Here is a 15,736-nt window from a genome sequence, read left to right as displayed (position 1 = left end):
CTATAAATATCGGTTAAATAATCACGGCCATCTATGCTTAATTTATCGCCTCGCCAATTATTGCTTTTATCATTAGTAGCCGCCTTTGCCACTATGGCCTTAAAAGGTGTTGCTTGGTATTTAACTGATTCAGTAGGTTTTTTATCCGATGCAGTAGAATCATTAGTTAATGTTGCTGGCGCGGGTTTCGCTTTATTTATGGTGACATTAGCCCAGCGTCCTGCTGATAATAATCACCCATATGGCCATAGCAAAGCTGAATATTTATCTGCTGCTTTTGAAGGCGGCATGATATTGCTCGCGGCTTTAGCCATTGCGGTAACGGCCATCGAGCGGTTAATTAACCCCCAACCTATTGCAGATTTGGGTATAGGCACAGTGCTTATTGTCTTAGCCAGCTTATTAAATTTAGTGGTCGGCTTATTGCTATTGCGTGGCGGCAAGGTGCATAACTCACCGGCTTTAGAGGGCGATGGCAAGCATTTAATGACCGACGTCTGGACGACGGTAGGCGTTGTAGTAGGCGTGAGTTTAGCCATGCTAACAGGCTATACTTGGTTAGATCCTGTTGTTGCCATTGGCGTTGCCTTGCATATTTTGCATGAAGGCTGGCAAATTTTATATAAAGCCAGCAATGGCCTTATGGACCAAGCCTTATCAGATAAGCGTATTGCAGAAATAGAGCAAGTTCTTAGCCAATTTAGCTGTCATAACGTCTTTTTTATTAACTTAAGAACCCGCGCTGCCGCCACCTTACAGTTTGCCCAGGCCGATATGCAGGTGCCTAAAGAGTGGACAGTACAACGCGCTCACCAAGTAGCAGATGAAGCCGAACAAGCGTTACAAGCAATAGGAATAGAATTAGCGGTGCATATAGAGCCACACAATGCGCATGGCCCTATAGATCAGACAACGTTATAACCCTAAATACCAAGTGGCGATAGAGAAATACAATACGACACCGGCTACGTCGGCAATAGAGGTAATTAATGGGCCGCTTGCTGTTGCTGGGTCTAGTTTAAATTTACTGAGTAAAAAAGGTAATGATAAACCAATTAAACTACCTGCTAATACAACCAGCATCATGGTTATTGAAACTACCATTGCAATATCATAACCGCCTCGCCACCAGCCTAAACCCACTACAGCCGCTGCCATAGTAAAACCAAGTAAGCCAGCAACTAGACACTCTTTGCCCAGTAAAGCGCCCCAGTCACGCAGTTTAATCTCACCGGTAGCCAATGCCCTTACCATCAAGGTCCCCGACTGCGCCCCAGCATTACCACTACTGCCGATTAACAGCGGTAAAAAGAATAATAAAGCGATATGTTCAGATATCGTGCTTTCATAAAAGGCAATACCTGCCCCAGAGAAAATATTGCCAAAGACTAAAATAACCAGCCAAAATACCCGCTTACGATACAGCAGCAGAATACCCGCATCTTTAACACTGATTTCTAACTTACCAATGGTCGCGGTTTTATGGAAGTCTTCTGTCGCCTCTTCTGCTACTACGTCCATAGCATCATCGTAGGTAACAATCCCGACCATTTGGTTATTTTTATTAATAATAGGTAGCGCGAGTAAGTCATATTTAGAGATTAATGCCGCCACTTCTTCTTGCAAGGTATCTACACTGGCAAAAATGGGCACATGGTTCATTAGTTCATCAATACGCATAGTCACAGGCGCTAAAATTAAATCTCGTAATGACACCACACCAATAAGGTGCCGATCGTGATCGACTACATAGGCCGAGTAAATTGTTTCTTTATCTGGCGCTTCTCTGCGCAACACGTCCATCGCTTGGGCTACGGTAATTTCGGCTGCTAGCATAGCGTAATCAGATGTCATTATGGCACCAGCGGTACCTTCTTCGTGTGAAGATAAGTGCAATAAATCTTCACGCTCTGCTAAGGCTAAAGCGGGTAATAAGGTTTCACGTTGTTCTTCACTTAACCGATTAAATAAATCTGCTCGCTCATCAGACGACATTTGCCGAATAATAGGTGACAGTCGGCGGCGGCTAATTCTAATCGACAATTCTACTTGTACTTCTGCCGGTAAATAGCCAAACACTTTAGCTTGCTCGGCGCGTGGCAGTACGCTTAATAGCGTCCATAAATCATTTATTGGAAATTCAACAATAGCGCTGGCATAGTCGGCGGGATGAATGTCTTCTAGCTGTTCACGCGTTAAGTGTACAGTATCTGTTTCTAATGCAGCACGAAGGGTGTTAATTAACACAGGTAGTTCCATAGCAACCTCTTACAGGACAGGCTGAATAAGGCTATGGATGCGATGAGGCAGGCTTACTCAGCAGAATTCATATTAATGGCAAAGTCGATTATCAGGCTTCGCCTGCTACCCGGTACGTCCATAAAATTTTAATGCTCCGATGGTTTAATCAGGAAGAGTTAACATTCCAATAATTGTGGCTATTTTATAAAGTATAGTCTTGAATAACAACTGAATATACGCACTTAACCATGCTAAGTTAACTGGCTTCTTGCTAAGATAGCCATAATACGTATTTTTTGGAGCAACTAAGACCGTGACATCAACCTCTAGCTCACTTTGGTGGCAACCAACAACCTTTGCCAATAATGAATGCAAAGGCTTTCGTATAGGTAATTTACAGATGTTTATTCAACGCCAAGCCAAACAGTGGCTTATTGCTACTGAAACTTTAGCCGGCATTGACGACGAAAAATTAGCCGTACAACAGCATCATGTTGAAATGATCCCAGGCCATTTGCAGCCTCAGCGCTTTATGTTTGCCAAAAGCCCTGATATCTGTCGCTTAGTACCGCAGCTATTAGACCGGCCGGTTGTGGTAAAAACCCTACAGCCAGTTCGTATTCCTGCCGGTGAACAGGCCACCTTTTATATTAGTTCACCTGTGTGCATTCGTGTCAGCTTAGCGCCTAGCGTTAATTTAAAAACGGAGCTTACCCTTACCGATATTGCTGTGCAGCGTTTATCTGACACCTGGTTTGGCCCTTCAACTCAAGTAGGCGAATTATGTTACGCTGATAAAACCCATGCTCGACACAGTAAAGCCGACTTAAAGCTGCGGCCTTATCGAGCTATTACACCGGTGCATATTCATAATCAGTCAGAGCAAATGTTGGCTATTGATAAAATTAGTATTCCGGTACCTTTTTTAACTTTATTCGGTGATCTAGATGGCAGCTTATGGACCGACAGTTTAACTATTCAGCATAAGAGCCTACAAAGCTTAGCCAGTTTTAAAATTGGCAAATTAGCAACCAGTAAGCCGCAATCAGCTACTTTACTTAGTCCGCCGCGAAATGCAGCTGAAAAACATAGCTTAATTCGCGCCTTTACCAATATGCTTTCTGATTAACGAGGCAACAATGTCTGATTCAATTTTAACTTGGCTACAACACGAACAATTTCGTAATGTTGTTTTAGCTATTCTCTCTATTTTACTCGGTTTTTTAATTGCCACTTTAGGTGCTAGAGCCGTTGAGAAATTGTTTAAAGGTAACTTTTCTCAGCATCATATCGTGCTATTTAAACGCTTAATCTATTGGTTAGTATTAGCCTTATTTATTGCCTCTGCATTAAACCAGATGGGCTTTTCGCTAAGTGTTATCTTAGGTGCGGCAGGGGTTTTATCTGTTGCCTTAGGTTTTGCTTCTCAAACCTCAGCTTCAAATATTATTAGCGGCTTATTTCTAATTGGCGAAAAACCTTTTCAATTAGGTGACACTATTAAAGTAGGCGGCACAACCGGTGAAGTGTTATCTATCGACTTGTTATCGGTGAAGTTACGTACCTTTGATAACCTTTTTGTTCGTATCCCTAATGAAAGCCTTATTAAAAGCGAAGTGACTAACCTAACTCGGTTTCCTATTCGCCGCTTTGATCTTAAGTTAGGCGTCGCCTACAAAGAGAATATAAGCCAAGTTAAGGCCTTATTATTAAAGATTGCCGATAACAACCCGTTAAGCTTAGATGAACCAGCGCCTATTTTTATGTTTTTAGGTTTTGGTGAATCATCATTGGATATTCAATTTTCAGTTTGGGCCAAACGTGAGAACTTTCGTGAGTTACGCAACACCTTGCAAGAAGATATAAAAGTGGCCTTTGATGCCGCTGATATAGAAATTCCTTTCCCGCAACGCAGTGTTATTTTAACTCAGGCTAACGAAAAACAATAATCACTGTACATGGGCTTGGGCCATGATATAAATAGAATTATGGCCAAAGCCACAAGGTAGTGATAAATAAGAGGGTTAATGTTAGCTTCATAAAGCGGCATTATATTAGTTAGGAAGTCTTATAGGGAGTTATTATGCGGGTTGCACTTTGCCTGATATTGGGATCTGTTGTTAGCAGCTTTGCATTGGCTGACTGCCAACCGGTGGCAGAAAATCGCTTTTTAGTCGACTCCTCTACTATCCGCATTAAAGACATTAGTTACCATCCTAATAACGTTTTTGACTTAAATAATAAAAATACCTTTTGGCTGCATGAGTTTGCTAACTATACCCATACTATTACTCGCGAATCAGTGCTTGCAGACGATGTTTTATTTGCAATAGGTGGCCCATTAAACGAAAAAGAGCTCGCTGAAACTGAACGTTTGCTACGTAGTCGTAGCTACTTACGAGAGGCTAAAGTTCGAATTAGTCATTATTGCGCTAACGACAATAGCGTTATTGTTGCGGTTGAAACTTGGGATAACTGGTCTTTATTACCCACAGTCGATTTTTCTAGTGAAGGTGGCCGCAGTAAAAGCGCTTTAGGCTTTGAAGAAGACAACTTACTGGGCAGTGGTAACAAACTAAGTATTGAATACAAACATGAAACAGAACGCACCGGTTATGGTTTTGCTTTTAACTCACCTAATATGTTTGGCAGCTTCTGGAATGGCTCATTACGCTATTTCGATAACTCTGATGGTGCAAACTATCAACTGCAATTAGACCGACCATTTTATCGCCTCTCTTCACCTTGGTCTTTGCTTTTCAACTTACAGCGCGACTCAGAAGAAGTTAGCGAATACGAAGCCGGCGAAGAAGTGAACCGTTTTCAGCGCCAAAACAATCTATTTGATGTCAAATTTGGCTATAAGTTACCAATAGCAGGCAATAACATCCATCGCTTGAAATTAGCACTAGAGTTAAATGATTTTAATTTTGACTTCGCCGAGCAAGGCACCTACTTACCTTTACCTGCAGATAGAAACTTATCCGGTTTTTGGCTGGAGTATGAATATATTGTTGCCGATTACCGTAAATTATATAACATCAATTCTTTTAATCGCACCGAAGACTTTAACTTTGGCTGGCAACTTAATGTTTTGCTAGGTCAATATAATAAAGGCTTAGGTGCTGATAACAACGCCTTGTTCTGGAAAATTTCAGGCCAGAAAAACTGGCAACTCGCGAGCGATGTTTGGTTGCTATCTGAAACTTCATGGCTCCAGCGTCAGTTTGAGCAGCAGCAATTTCTTTTTACTAGTCATTGGCAATTAGTGAAACACCTAACCGATTACAGCAGCTTAGTAACCAAACTGCATATTGATAAAGGCAATAACTTATTCCGAGATGAGCCACTGTATATTGGCGGTGAAGAAAATATGCGTGCCTACCCTGAATATTTTCGCAGCGGCAAAGCTCGTATCATCAATACGGTTGAATACCGCCGTTATACTGATTGGTCTTTATGGCAGTTACTGGATGTCGCCTTTGTTAGCTATTTAGATGTAGGTAAAGTCTGGGCAGACAAGCAGCCTCAAGTGACTAACACTAGCAGCTCAACGTTAGTCGGGGTTGGTGGCGGTTTACGTTTGTTATCTAGTCACTCTAGCCGTGGCGCTATGATCCATATCGATATTACCAAAGCGCTCACTGATAACGAAAACCTAAATGGTGTTGAATTTAGGCTAATGGCAAGCCGTAGTTTTTAGCTACACACTCCCCAACCACCACTTATTGCTGATTATTGCTGGCAGTTAGGGCAAAACACCGTGCGACGCTGACCAATTTTAATATCGCTTAAAACCGACTGACAATTAAAACAATGTTGACCACCCCGACCATACACCAGCAATTTCTGCGCAAAATAACCTGGTTTGCCATCGACGGCACTAAAGTCTTTCAATGTTGTGCCGCCTTGCTTAATTGCCGCGGCTAGAATTAATTTAATCTGCTTAACTAAACGTTCAATCTGCGCGACTGTTACTTGATTTGCCGCTTTAGTTGGCAAAATACCCGCAGTAAATAATGCTTCATTAGCATAAATATTACCTACCCCCACTACCACTTGGTTATCCATTAGCACTTGCTTAACCGCACTACGTCTTTTAGCCAAGGCTTGACTTAAATAAACCGCATTAAAGTTATCGCTTAAAGGCTCAGGGCCAAGCGATGCTAGCAAAGGGTGCACTTGGCCGCGATCTTGCCATAGCACTGCGCCAAATCGACGGGTGTCGTTTAAGCGTAAAATTTTATCGCCCGATAAAACAAAGTCGATATGATCATGCTTTATAGCCGGAGTACTAGCAGGTAAAACCTTTAAATGACCCGACATTCCTAAGTGGACAATAATGTCGCCTTTAGCTAATTCAATTAATAAATACTTAGCCCTACGTGTAACAGACAATATCGGTTGCTGCTTTTGCTCAACAACTTGATCAGGGATCCACCAGCGCAGCTGTCGTTGTCTGGCCACAACCTTAATTAAGGTTTGTCCTTGTAAATAAGGGCTAATTCCCTGACGGGATACTTCAACTTCTGGCAACTCTGGCATAAAACAGCTCTCATAAATAGCTAGGGTAATAAAAATAACTGGCTAGCTTGCTCGGCGCTTAATGCAAACAGTTGTGTTGCACCGGCTTGTTGCAATAAATAGCCTTGCTCTGTTGGATATAAAAGCCAAATCATAGGTTCAAATTGGCCAACAAGCTGCACACTAGCTTGGGCGATTGGCACCTTTGTTTGTAATGACTGACTGTCTGCAGCGACTAATAACGTGTGCTGCCAAGCGAGAGCTAACTTAGTCGCATCAATAGCTGTGTTATTACTGGTTACCGCTGGCTGAATACGCCACTGGCTGCCCGCTTGAGTTAAACGGTGCTGGCCAAAACTTACCATTAATAACTGGCTTTGTTCGGGCACTAACCTAGAGTGCTCAGGCTCAGACTGTAATAAACGCTGGGGAATGCCATATAAAAAGAACATTAAAATAAGTACTACAAAAATAAGTACGTTATTCCAATTACGGCGAGAGAGTTTGATCATATTGCTACCTGTCTGCAAATCCACATGGTTAGTTGCAGCGGCATAGTAACTTAGGCGGGTGTTAAAAAGCAAAAACCCGACTTACGTCGGGTTTTATTTTCGATTACTTGATTTTCGCTTCTTTGAAAATCACGTGCTTACGCACTTTAGGATCGAATTTTTTGATTTCCATCTTTTCTGGCATAGTACGTTTGTTCTTCGTAGTTGTATAGAAGAAACCAGTACCAGCAGAAGAAACTAAACGGATTTTATCGCGCATTATTTAATTCCTTACACCTTATGACCGTTAGCACGCACGTCAACTAAGACTGCATCGATACCTTTCTTATCGATGATGCGCATACCACGGGTAGAAGTACGTAATGTAACAAAACGGTTTTCGCTTTCAACCCAAAAACGGTGAGTTTGTAGGTTAGGCAGGAAACGGCGCTTAGTAGCGTTTTTGGCGTGAGAGCGGTTGTTACCAACCATAGGTCCCTTACCAGTTACTTGGCACACTTTAGACATGTCAATTGTTCTCCAAAATTACATCAGCTCGAGCTGTCGTCACCCTTCTGGCCAAGAAGGTTACCTCAAAACAAAGAGGGCGCAATTTATACACGAATTAAGCTCGCTATTCAAGCTAATTCTTCACTCTAGCACTAGGTTTTACGCATAAGCACCAGCCAAGTATTATAACCAGCCTCGTTCAGCGAAGGAGATGACATCAGTGTCGCCAACCACAAAATGATCTAATACCTTGATATCTACCAGCATTAATGCCTGAACTAGTCGTTCGGTAATGCTTCGATCCGCTCGACTAGGCTCAGCAACACCCGATGGATGGTTATGCGCCAGAATAACAGCGGCCGCATTATGCGCTAATGCATGCTGAACTACAATACGCGGATACACCGGAGAGGCGTCTATTGTGCCACTAAATAGCGATTCGGTCTTAATTAGACGGTGTTGACTGTCTAAATATAACAATAAAAACTCTTCTCGTAGCTTATTACTAATAGTGTGCTGCAAATACCGCTTTACTGTAGCAGGATCAGTAAAAACCGTATCTCTTTGAATTTCTTGCTCTAAATATCGCTTACTAAGTTCTAGTACGGCTTGTAGCTGAACATACTTAGCTGCACCTAAGCCTTTACCTGTACAGAATTGTTGTTGGTTAGCCGATAATAAATTTTTTAAGCTACCAAATTGTGTTAATAACTGCCGCGCTAAGGTTACTGCATCAATACCGGCTATGCCGGTGCGTAAAAAAATGGCCAATAGCTCGGCATCTGAAAGTGCAGCAGCACCTTGTTGTAACAATTTTTCCCGAGGCCGCTCTGTTGCTGGCCAATGACGAATACTCATCTGAATCCTCCCTGAATTGATGCCGAAATCTGCTTTTCATGCTATCTTAGCCCCAGTTTTTTTGGTCTTGGTAAGCCTAATATGCAACAGACTTTGGCAAACAAACGTATTTTACTCGCCGTCAGTGGCGGTATCGCCGCTTATAAGAGTGCTGATTTAACTCGGCGTTTAGCCGAGCGAGGCGCAGAGGTGCGAGTTATTCTTACCGACTCTGCTCAACAATTTATTACGCCTCTAACCATGCAGGCGGTGTCGGGTAATCCGGTTAGCACAAGCTTATTAGACCCTAGCGCTGAAGCCGCTATGGGCCATATAGAGCTAGCAAAATGGGCCGATATCTTTATTATTGCCCCAGCTACAGCAAATGTTATTGCTAAACTGGCCCAAGGCATGGCCGATGACTTGCTAACAACCTGCGTATTGGCCACTACCGCAAACGTATTTGTTGCCCCAGCAATGAATCAGCAGATGTATAAAAACATAGCTACTAGAAAAAATATAGCAACATTAAAAGAACATAATTTTCACATCATTGGTCCAGCCTCAGGTGAGCAAGCCTGTGGTGATGTTGGTTTAGGCCGTATGGAAGAGCCACTAAACATTGTTGCCGCCATTGAGCAATTTATGGCTGCAAAGCCGGCTTACCAGCAACACTGGCAAGGTATCTCACTAACCATTACCGCGGGCCCAACCCGCGAAGCGATCGATCCGGTGCGTTATATTTCTAACCATAGCTCGGGTAAAATGGGCTTTGCCTTAGCTGCAATAGCAGCACAGCAAGGCGCTACTGTCACACTAATTGCCGGTCCAGTATCTTTAGCCACGCCAGCTGGAGTTAAACGCATTGACGTTATAAGTGCCGAGCAAATGCACCAAGCAGCAATAGCTGCCGCCCAAAACAGCCAAGTGTTTATAGGCTGTGCTGCAGTAGCGGATTATCGAATGGCTAAAGTGGCAGAGCAAAAGTTGAAGAAAACTGGCAACGACGACTTAAACCTACAACTAGTTAAAAACCCAGACATTATTGCCAGTGTAGCAAGCTTAAGCCAACAGCGGCCCTTTACTGTTGGCTTTGCTGCAGAAACCCACAACTTGCTAGATTATGCCAGAGGTAAATTAGCCTCTAAAAAGCTCGATATGATTTGCGCTAATGATGTGTCAGATCCTGAGCAAGGTTTTAATAGCGACCAAAATGCCGTCACCCTTATTTGGCCTCAAGGCGAGCAAGCCCTGCCCGCGCAAAGTAAAACGGCATTAGCCCAGCAAATTTTGCATCATGTGTTACAGCAGTTTACGTTGCAAACTAAAGCTTAAACGTAGTACTGATACTTAACCAACAACTTATATAGAAAACAACATAGAGTTAAGCCTTAAATGAAAAAAGCCATTGATTTAAAAATTCTTGATCCAAGAATTGGAAATGAGTTTCCTTTACCTGCTTACGCCACCCCTGGCTCAGCCGGTTTAGACTTACGCGCTTGCATTGACACTCGCTTAGAATTAGCGCCAGGTGAAACCAAGTTAATACCAACTGGTTTATCTATTTACATTGGCGATGCTAATTTATGTGCCACTATTTTACCTCGCTCTGGCCTTGGCCATAAACACGGCATAGTGCTAGGTAACTTAGTCGGTTTAATTGATTCAGACTATCAAGGCCCCTTAATGGTGTCGATGTGGAACCGTGGCCAAAACAGTTTCAGCATTGAGCCAGGTGATCGCATTGCCCAGCTGGTGTTTATGCCGGTAGTGCAAGCTGAATTTAATCTGGTAGACAGCTTTGAGCAAACCCAGCGCGGCGAAGGTGGTTTTGGCCATTCAGGCAAAGCTTAGTAAATATATAGAATCTAACAAGCATCGGAAGCAGATGTACTTATTTCGCAGCGGCATGGATGCCGCGTAGCCGGAAAGGACACAGGGATGTGCTCCTTGCAGGCGGTGAAATAAGCATTTTCTGCTGTAGATGCCTGCACAGAACCCTATTTTAGATTTTAACAGGATAATCAATGCCAGCACCACGTCGTAGTAATCGTAAAGAAGACATTTTGCAGGCCTTAGCCGCTATGTTACAAAGCAATAATGGCCAAAGGATCACCACCGCGGCTCTCGCGGCTAAAGTAGGTGTATCCGAAGCCGCTTTATATCGTCACTTTCCCAGTAAAGCGCGAATGTTTGAAGGCTTAATTGAATTTATTGAAGATACCTTATTATCGCGGATCAATGGCATCTTAGATGAACACAAAGACACCGCGACTCGCACCGAGTTACTGCTACAGCTTATTTTAGTCTTTGCCGAACGTAACCCAGGCATTTGCCGCATTCTTACTGGCGATGCACTACAAGGTGAACAGGAACGCTTACAAGAGCGCGTAGCGACTTTATTTGAAAAGCTAGAAACTCAATTAAAGCAGTGCTTACGCGAACGTAAACTGCGTGAAGGCAAAAGCTTTACTATTGATGAAGGCGAATTAGCTAACCTGCTATTAGCCACAGTAGAAGGCAAATTAAACCAATTTGTTCGCTCAGGCTTTAAACGCCTACCTACTCAACACTGGCCAGCACAGTGGCAGTTGATGCAACAGAGCCTGTTTGAGCAAGCTTGAGTGGTGAGTGTTGAGTGGTGAGTGTTGAGTGTTGAGTGTTGAGTGTTGAGTGTTGAGTGTTGAGTGTTGAGTGTTGAGTGTTGAGTGTTGAGTGTTGAGTGTAAATAATAATAGTGACTAGTTGCCTTCGGCAACAGTGACCGCGCTGTAAGCGCTAGTGACCGTTCGCTGTGCGAACTAGTTACCGCTGTAAAAACAAGAGTGACTAGTTGCCTTCGGCAACAGTGACCGCGCTGTAAGCGCTAGTGACCGTTCGCTGTGCGAACTTGTTACCGTGTAAAAACAAGAGTGACTAGTTGCCTTTGGCAACAGTGACCGTTCGCGTGCGAACTTGTTACTGCTTGCAAAGCAAGCTAGTCACTACTTAGATACCAATCTAAGCTTCAACACCATATTCGGCGCGGTAGGCTTTAACTGCGTCTAAATGCTCAGCCATTTCTGGCTTATCAGCTAAGTAGTTAATTAAATCTGGTAAGCTAATAATTGAAATAACTTTAGTGGCAAAGTCACGTTCCACTTCTTGAATAGCCGACAACTCACCCTTACCGCGTTCTTGTCTATCTAACGCAATTAATACGCCAGTTAAACTTGCGCCTTGGGCTTGAATAAGCTGCATAGACTCACGAATAGCTGTACCTGCAGTAATCACATCATCCACCAACATAATGCGCCCAGCTAAAGGAGAGCCAACTAAATTGCCCCCTTCACCATGGGCTTTAGCTTCTTTGCGATTAAAGCAATAAGGCACATCACGATTATAGTGATCCGCCAGCGCTACAGCTGTTGTCGTGGCTATAGGAATACCTTTATAAGCAGGGCCAAATAGCACATCGAACTCTAAACCTGCATCATCTAATGCAGCGGCATAAAAGCGACCTAATTTAGCTAAATCACTACCTGTATTAAATAAACCTGCATTAAAAAAGTACGGGCTAGTGCGGCCCGACTTTAAGGTAAAGCTGCCAAATTTTAACACCTGACGCGCTAAGGCAAATTCAATAAAGTCACGTTGAAACTGTTTCATGCAATAAATACCTATTTAAATTAGCGTTCAACAAAATGGCTTTATGCTAAAGCACGTTTTTGCTCATCACAAATTTCGCGAATAGCATGCTTGCCTAAGTCGAACATTTGTTGCATTTCTTCAAAGCTAAATGGCGCCTCTTCAGCCGTACCTTGAATTTCAATTACCTTACCGGTTTCGGTCATAACAATATTCATATCAGTATCAGCATTAGAATCTTCTGCATAATCTAAATCTGCAACGGCCGTACCTTTATAAATACCAACAGAAACCGCTGCTACCATAAAGTTTAATGGATTAGTTTTAATGGTGCCTTTAGCGCGCATAAAATTAAGCGCATCCACTAAAGCAACACAAGCGCCGGTAATAGAAGCAGTACGAGTACCGCCATCGGCTTGAATTACATCACAGTCAATAGTGATAGTGTTTTCACCTAATAACTTTAAATTCACCGCTGCCCGTAAAGCTCGGCCTATTAAGCGCTGAATTTCCATAGTACGCCCACCTTGTTTACCGCGTGCTGCTTCACGGTCATTACGGGTATGAGTCGCACGTGGTAACATGCCATATTCAGCTGTAACCCAACCTTTACCTTGGCCTTTCATAAAGCGTGGTACACCTTCAACAACACTAGCGGTACAAATCACTTTAGTATTACCAAATTCAACTAATACTGAGCCCTCAGCATGAGCCGTAAACTGGCGAGTAAAAGTAAGGGGACGGATCTGACTGGCGGTTCTGCCACTTGGACGCATAGCTGCACTCCTATAATTAATTTAGCGCTTATTATAAAGGCTAACCGCGGCGAGGGCTATCAATTCGCCAAAATCGATTAAGCTAAGGTATACTCAGGCATTATTTGTAGCCAGAGTACTAAATTATGATCCATAGCATGACCGCTTTCGCCCGCCACGAAACCAACGCTAACTGGGGCAGCGCCCAATGGGAAATTCGCTCAGTTAACCAGCGTTATTTAGAAACCTATTTTCGCCTACCAGAGCAATTTCGAGGCTTAGAAAACCTATTACGTGACAAACTACGGGCTAAATTGAATCGCGGTAAAGTAGAAGTAAACCTTCGCTTTCATGCAAACCAAGCCGCCGGCGAGCTTAACATTAATCATAGCTTTGCCGAGCAACTGCTACAGCAAGCGCAATTATTACTAGCCAAAGCACCACAAGCCCAGCTTAATATCGCCGACATTATGCGCTGGCCAGGCGTAATGGAAACACCGAATGACGACATCGATGCCATTCAAAAAGAACTACTCGCTGGTTTTGATGCCGCCTTGCAAGACTTCTTAGCCGGCCGTGGCCGCGAAGGCGACGCCATAGAACAAATGATTACGCAACGCTTAACCGGCATTACAGAACAAGTATCTTTTGTTCGCAGCCACCTACCGCAAGCCATGCAATGGCAACGTGATCGCATTGTAAACCGCTTAACCGAAATTAAAGCCGAACTCGACCAAAGCCGCCTAGAGCAAGAAATGGCCTTTATTGCCTCTAAATCAGACGTAGCAGAAGAGCTAGACCGCCTAGACGCCCACATTAAAGAAACCCAACACATCCTAAAAAAAGGCGGCGCCTGTGGCCGACGCCTAGACTTTATGATGCAAGAATTCAACCGCGAAGCCAATACGCTATCATCCAAAGCCATCAGCACAGAAATCACCAATGCAGCAGTAGAGCTTAAAGTGCTAATAGAGCAAATGCGAGAGCAGATCCAAAACGTGGAATAACGTTACACTGCCACTGATTAAAATAGCAGGTTCAATCAGGTACCTGCTATTGGCCCCCCATTTCAACCAACTGGGCCAAATGCTGGCTGGTAGTCGACAGACTTACCGTGTTGAAGAGAATATATTAGCTAATCTACTCATTCAGTGAGGTGAATAGCATGGCTAATCACCTCAGTAAATGCAATTAGGTTTGGGTTGTTAACTAACACAATCAGGCAAATTCAACTGAATTTCATTCTTCGCCAAAGCATTATTGACATTGAGTAAATTGACATTTAAATGTCGTATTTTTGCACTTGATAAATGTCGTATTTTTGCATATGCTATAAGCATTATTTGCAGGAGGTATCAGATGACGATACAAGACAGACTACAAACCAGAGTGAAGCGCTCTAAGCGTTCTGTTTTCCTGCGTTCTGATTTTGCTGATATCGCTGATTATGATCAGGTAGGCCGAGGCCTCAGAAACATGATACAAAAAGGTTTACTGCTAAAAATTGGTTACGGGCTCTATGTGCGCGCTAGAGTTAATCGTATCACTGGCCAGTTAATGCCTGATAATCCTGCGGGCAACGATGGTGTGATTATTGAAGCCATGGACAGGTTAGGCGTTGATTATAAGCTTGATGACTTGTCCCTTAAAAACCTGTCGGGCGAAAGCACTCAAATTCCAGCAAACGTTAAAATTACTCCTAAGAGTTCACGCTTTACCCGTAAAATCGTAATAGGGAAACAGCGTGTCAATGAAGTTCGATAGCACACTCTTTGTCGATATTGCTGATGCTTTAGGCCTTGGTAACCCGGCTATTGTGGAAAAAGACTATTACGTTGTACAGTTGCTGCAGCATATATCCGCACTTGAACTTGAATATCATCAAATCGTATTTTCTGGCGGAACAGCTTTGGCAAAGTCGGCTATTAAAACGTATCGCATGTCAGAAGACGTTGACTTAAAACTAGTCCCAAAGCCGGCCTTCTCTATGCTTGCCTCAAGAAGTGCAAAGAGAAACGCACGTAAGGAAGCAAAGCAGCTAGTTGAGTCAGTAATTGCAAAGAGTATAATTTTTTCAATTGAAAAAGCAGCTACTGTACTAGACGAATATAGATACTTTAGCTTCGACATCCGCTATCCACAAGAGTACCAACAAGCACCCTGCTTACGCCCATTTATCAAGCTGGAATTCATCGAATCTGCTTTATTAAGCGCAGCAGAGTCACGGAGTGTACAGTCTATTTTTGCGCAAATGCTAAAAAGTGATGTTGAGATTAAAAAATTGCCCTGCGCTGCAATTATTGAAACTCAAGCAGAAAAACTGCTGTCAATGATGCGTAGAACGGCTAGTGTGGCACGCAACAGCGAACGTGATGATGACGAAACTTTGATACGACATGTCTACGATACTTACCATATTCAGCTTGCCCAGCCTTCTAATATCGCACAACTTGGCTCACTAGTAGCCAGAGCTATCAAAACTGATGTTCAGCGATATGGTAATCAACATTCACAGATGGTCCAGTCACCATTTAACGAACTGCGCTTTGGGTTACAACTTTTATTAGATGATCCAATATTCTCTGAGCGTTATAACAGTTATGTTAGCCCCATGGTATATGCTGCCAATCCCGTTATATGGCAAGACGCGTTGGCGGTTTTTGTAAAGTTATCGAATGACGTATTAGATTATGCAGAGCAACAATTTGATGACCCGCTTTCGAATATAAGCAGTTAATGAGCATTTAAAGC

18 protein-coding genes are annotated in these 15,736 nt (G+C 43.1%); 10 read left to right on the top strand and 8 right to left on the bottom strand.

Features of this window, described 5'->3' with window-relative positions:
* The first annotated feature begins 33 nt into the window (after positions 1-33).
* Complete coding sequence (locus tag ACRCA4_RS01200) at positions 34-921, top strand: cation diffusion facilitator family transporter (RefSeq protein ID WP_433182991.1); 888 nt, start codon at positions 34-36, stop codon at positions 919-921.
* Here the strand turns inward: ACRCA4_RS01200 and mgtE are convergent.
* Positions 916-2,259 carry a magnesium transporter gene (gene mgtE / locus ACRCA4_RS01195; protein ID WP_433182988.1) on the bottom strand — a complete coding sequence of 448 codons (1,344 nt, stop codon included), beginning with the start codon at positions 2,257-2,259 and terminating at the stop codon, positions 916-918. The two genes, ACRCA4_RS01200 and mgtE, sit on opposite strands and share 6 nt — an antisense overlap.
* Before the next feature lie 295 nt (positions 2,260-2,554).
* Here mgtE and ACRCA4_RS01190 point away from each other — a divergent pair, with 295 nt between their 5' ends.
* From ACRCA4_RS01190 to ACRCA4_RS01180, 3 genes are all read left to right on the top strand, one after another.
* Complete coding sequence (locus tag ACRCA4_RS01190; protein WP_433182986.1) at positions 2,555-3,370, top strand: hypothetical protein; 816 nt, start codon at positions 2,555-2,557, stop codon at positions 3,368-3,370.
* Between the two features lie 10 nt (positions 3,371-3,380).
* Positions 3,381-4,190: a mechanosensitive ion channel family protein gene (locus ACRCA4_RS01185; protein WP_433182983.1), complete on the top strand. Its 810-nt coding sequence runs from the start codon at positions 3,381-3,383 to the stop codon at positions 4,188-4,190.
* Between the two features lie 134 nt (positions 4,191-4,324).
* Entirely contained in the window at positions 4,325-5,944 is a 1,620-nt protein-coding gene (locus ACRCA4_RS01180) for a BamA/TamA family outer membrane protein (RefSeq protein ID WP_433182980.1), read from the top strand.
* 32 nt (positions 5,945-5,976) lie between these two features.
* Here ACRCA4_RS01180 and mutM read toward each other — a convergent pair whose 3' ends face one another.
* The 5 genes from mutM to radC form a co-directional block, all read right to left on the bottom strand.
* Positions 5,977-6,786 carry a bifunctional DNA-formamidopyrimidine glycosylase/DNA-(apurinic or apyrimidinic site) lyase gene (mutM, locus tag ACRCA4_RS01175; protein WP_433182977.1) on the bottom strand — a complete coding sequence of 270 codons (810 nt, stop codon included), beginning with the start codon at positions 6,784-6,786 and terminating at the stop codon, positions 5,977-5,979.
* Positions 6,787-6,806: 20 nt separating this feature from the next.
* Positions 6,807-7,277, bottom strand: a complete 471-nt coding sequence (locus ACRCA4_RS01170; RefSeq protein WP_433182974.1) for a hypothetical protein — start codon at positions 7,275-7,277, stop codon at positions 6,807-6,809.
* A gap of 103 nt (positions 7,278-7,380) precedes the next feature.
* Positions 7,381-7,536: a 50S ribosomal protein L33 gene (gene rpmG, locus ACRCA4_RS01165; protein WP_008219722.1), complete on the bottom strand. Its 156-nt coding sequence runs from the start codon at positions 7,534-7,536 to the stop codon at positions 7,381-7,383.
* A gap of 11 nt (positions 7,537-7,547) precedes the next feature.
* Positions 7,548-7,784, bottom strand: a complete 237-nt coding sequence (gene rpmB, locus ACRCA4_RS01160; protein WP_433182968.1) for a 50S ribosomal protein L28 — start codon at positions 7,782-7,784, stop codon at positions 7,548-7,550.
* Between the two features lie 165 nt (positions 7,785-7,949).
* Complete coding sequence (radC, locus tag ACRCA4_RS01155) at positions 7,950-8,624, bottom strand: RadC family protein (RefSeq protein ID WP_433182966.1); 675 nt, start codon at positions 8,622-8,624, stop codon at positions 7,950-7,952.
* A gap of 81 nt (positions 8,625-8,705) precedes the next feature.
* On the opposite strand from radC, the gene coaBC reads away from it, so the two are divergent.
* From coaBC to slmA, 3 genes are all read left to right on the top strand, one after another.
* Positions 8,706-9,938 carry a bifunctional phosphopantothenoylcysteine decarboxylase/phosphopantothenate--cysteine ligase CoaBC gene (gene coaBC / locus ACRCA4_RS01150; RefSeq protein WP_433182963.1) on the top strand — a complete coding sequence of 411 codons (1,233 nt, stop codon included), beginning with the start codon at positions 8,706-8,708 and terminating at the stop codon, positions 9,936-9,938.
* Between the two features lie 60 nt (positions 9,939-9,998).
* The gene (gene dut / locus ACRCA4_RS01145; RefSeq protein ID WP_433182960.1) at positions 9,999-10,457 is read left to right on the top strand and encodes a dUTP diphosphatase; all 459 of its coding nucleotides are present in this window, start codon (positions 9,999-10,001) and stop codon (positions 10,455-10,457) included.
* A gap of 173 nt (positions 10,458-10,630) precedes the next feature.
* Entirely contained in the window at positions 10,631-11,227 is a 597-nt protein-coding gene (gene slmA, locus ACRCA4_RS01140; RefSeq protein WP_433182958.1) for a nucleoid occlusion factor SlmA, read from the top strand.
* A 376-nt stretch (positions 11,228-11,603) separates the two neighbouring features.
* Here slmA and pyrE read toward each other — a convergent pair whose 3' ends face one another.
* Both pyrE and rph read right to left on the bottom strand, forming a co-directional pair.
* The gene (pyrE, locus tag ACRCA4_RS01135; RefSeq protein WP_433182955.1) at positions 11,604-12,251 is read right to left on the bottom strand and encodes an orotate phosphoribosyltransferase; all 648 of its coding nucleotides are present in this window, start codon (positions 12,249-12,251) and stop codon (positions 11,604-11,606) included.
* A 41-nt stretch (positions 12,252-12,292) separates the two neighbouring features.
* Complete coding sequence (gene rph / locus ACRCA4_RS01130) at positions 12,293-13,006, bottom strand: ribonuclease PH (protein WP_433182953.1); 714 nt, start codon at positions 13,004-13,006, stop codon at positions 12,293-12,295.
* A 137-nt stretch (positions 13,007-13,143) separates the two neighbouring features.
* Between rph and ACRCA4_RS01125 the strand changes: the two genes are divergently transcribed.
* The 3 genes from ACRCA4_RS01125 to ACRCA4_RS01115 all read left to right on the top strand — a co-directional run bounded on the left by ACRCA4_RS01125 (position 13,144) and on the right by ACRCA4_RS01115 (position 15,722).
* Complete coding sequence (locus tag ACRCA4_RS01125; RefSeq protein WP_433182950.1) at positions 13,144-13,992, top strand: YicC/YloC family endoribonuclease; 849 nt, start codon at positions 13,144-13,146, stop codon at positions 13,990-13,992.
* 352 nt (positions 13,993-14,344) lie between these two features.
* Positions 14,345-14,749, top strand: a complete 405-nt coding sequence (locus ACRCA4_RS01120; protein WP_433182947.1) for a DUF6088 family protein — start codon at positions 14,345-14,347, stop codon at positions 14,747-14,749.
* Positions 14,736-15,722 (top strand): nucleotidyl transferase AbiEii/AbiGii toxin family protein, encoded by a 987-nt coding sequence (locus ACRCA4_RS01115; protein ID WP_433184388.1) that lies wholly within the window; start codon positions 14,736-14,738, stop codon positions 15,720-15,722. The genes ACRCA4_RS01120 and ACRCA4_RS01115 overlap by 14 nt, the downstream gene beginning before the upstream one ends.
* The last annotated feature ends 14 nt before the right edge of the window (positions 15,723-15,736 follow it).

The organism is Rheinheimera sp. WS51 (genome assembly GCF_050936095.1).
Lineage (GTDB): Bacteria > Pseudomonadota > Gammaproteobacteria > Enterobacterales > Alteromonadaceae > Alishewanella.
Note: the sequence above shows the minus strand (reverse complement) of the source record. Positions and strands in the feature narration are given on the sequence as shown.

Bases quoted from the DNA above. Each gene is read 5' to 3' on its own strand.
- ACRCA4_RS01180 (WP_433182980.1), top strand. From the start codon at position 4,325: ATGCGGGTTGCACTTTGCCTGATATTGGGATCTGTTGTTAGCAGCTTT.
- coaBC (WP_433182963.1), top strand. From the start codon at position 8,706: ATGCAACAGACTTTGGCAAACAAACGTATTTTACTCGCCGTCAGTGGC.
- rpmG (WP_008219722.1), bottom strand. From the start codon at position 7,536: ATGCGCGATAAAATCCGTTTAGTTTCTTCTGCTGGTACTGGTTTCTTC.
- mutM (WP_433182977.1), bottom strand. From the start codon at position 6,786: ATGCCAGAGTTGCCAGAAGTTGAAGTATCCCGTCAGGGAATTAGCCCT.
- dut (WP_433182960.1), top strand. From the start codon at position 9,999: ATGAAAAAAGCCATTGATTTAAAAATTCTTGATCCAAGAATTGGAAAT.
- slmA (WP_433182958.1), top strand. From the start codon at position 10,631: ATGCCAGCACCACGTCGTAGTAATCGTAAAGAAGACATTTTGCAGGCC.
- ACRCA4_RS01200 (WP_433182991.1), top strand. From the start codon at position 34: ATGCTTAATTTATCGCCTCGCCAATTATTGCTTTTATCATTAGTAGCC.
- radC (WP_433182966.1), bottom strand. From the start codon at position 8,624: ATGAGTATTCGTCATTGGCCAGCAACAGAGCGGCCTCGGGAAAAATTG.
- ACRCA4_RS01115 (WP_433184388.1), top strand. From the start codon at position 14,736: ATGAAGTTCGATAGCACACTCTTTGTCGATATTGCTGATGCTTTAGGC.
- ACRCA4_RS01170 (WP_433182974.1), bottom strand. From the start codon at position 7,277: ATGATCAAACTCTCTCGCCGTAATTGGAATAACGTACTTATTTTTGTA.
- ACRCA4_RS01125 (WP_433182950.1), top strand. From the start codon at position 13,144: ATGACCGCTTTCGCCCGCCACGAAACCAACGCTAACTGGGGCAGCGCC.
- rpmB (WP_433182968.1), bottom strand. From the start codon at position 7,784: ATGTCTAAAGTGTGCCAAGTAACTGGTAAGGGACCTATGGTTGGTAAC.
- pyrE (WP_433182955.1), bottom strand. From the start codon at position 12,251: ATGAAACAGTTTCAACGTGACTTTATTGAATTTGCCTTAGCGCGTCAG.
- mgtE (WP_433182988.1), bottom strand. From the start codon at position 2,259: ATGGAACTACCTGTGTTAATTAACACCCTTCGTGCTGCATTAGAAACA.
- ACRCA4_RS01185 (WP_433182983.1), top strand. From the start codon at position 3,381: ATGTCTGATTCAATTTTAACTTGGCTACAACACGAACAATTTCGTAAT.
- rph (WP_433182953.1), bottom strand. From the start codon at position 13,006: ATGCGTCCAAGTGGCAGAACCGCCAGTCAGATCCGTCCCCTTACTTTT.
- ACRCA4_RS01120 (WP_433182947.1), top strand. From the start codon at position 14,345: ATGACGATACAAGACAGACTACAAACCAGAGTGAAGCGCTCTAAGCGT.